This window comes from Brachyspira catarrhinii (genome assembly GCF_005518285.1).
Classification (GTDB): domain Bacteria; phylum Spirochaetota; class Brachyspiria; order Brachyspirales; family Brachyspiraceae; genus Brachyspira; species Brachyspira catarrhinii.
Genome location: NZ_SJDU01000559.1, coordinates 1 through 1,131 on the forward strand (window position 1 = coordinate 1; position 1,131 = coordinate 1,131).

General features: G+C 42.6%; 1 protein-coding gene. It reads left to right on the plus strand.

Features of this window, described 5'->3' with window-relative positions; translation table 11 throughout:
- Positions 1-1,131: V-type ATP synthase subunit A (locus EZH24_RS12295; protein ID WP_137999348.1), on the plus strand; the 1,131-nt coding region annotated here is incomplete at both ends.

Below are 1,131 nucleotides of genomic sequence, written 5' to 3' on the forward strand. Positions count from 1 at the left end.
GAATTGGGACCTGGACTTTTAGGTAAAAACTTTGACGGATTACAGAACGACCTTGATAAATTGCAAGGCGTATTTTTGGAAAGAGGTAAGTATAATAATCTTGCCGAAAACAAAGAAGCAAGATACGACTTTACTCCGATAGCAAAAGTCGGAGACGAAGTTCAAGCGGGAGATTGGATTGGAGCTATTAAAGAAGGTTGGATTGACCATAAAATAATGGTTCCTTTCAAATTTGAAGGCAAAGGAACGGTTGAAAGCGTGGCTTCGGCGGGTTCTTATGGTTTATCCGATATTCTCGCAGTCGTTAAATCGCATAACGGAGATAAAACGGAAGTGACTATGGTTCAAACTTGGCCCGTAAAACTTGCGATTAAATCGTTTAGAGAAAAACCGAGACCTTTCAAATTGTTGGAAACGGGAGTTAGGACTATAGACACATTTAACCCAATTACGGAAGGAGGAACGGGCTTTATTCCTGGACCGTTCGGAGCGGGAAAAACGGTTCTTCAGCATGCTTTGGCTACAAACGCAAACGCGGACTTGATTATAATGACGGCTTGCGGAGAGAGAGCAAACGAGGTTGTGGAAATATTTACCGAATTCCCCGAACTTATAGACCCGAGGACTGGAAGAAGTTTGATGGAAAGAACTACAATTATTTGTAATACTTCCAATATGCCCGTTGCCGCTCGAGAGGCTTCGGTTTATGTTGGTATGACGGTTGCCGAATATTATCGTTCTATGGGACTTAAAGTTCTTCTTCTTGCCGATTCAACTTCTCGTTGGGCGCAGGCTTTGAGGGAAATGTCAAACCGACTTGAAGAATTACCTGGACAGGACGCATTCCCTATCGACTTGCCCGCTATTATTTCAAGTTTCTATGCGAGAGCGGGATTCGTTTATTTGAATAACGGCGAAACGGGTTCTATTACATTTATTGGAACGGTATCTCCAGCGGGCGGTAACTTGAAAGAGCCTGTAACGGAATCTACAAGAAAAGCCGCAAGATGTTTCTACGCTTTGTCTCAAAAAAGAGCGGACAGTAAGAGATATCCAGCTGTCGACCCTCTAGATTCTTATTCTAAATATATAGAATATCCAGAATTCGTGGAATTTGCGGACGGCAATATA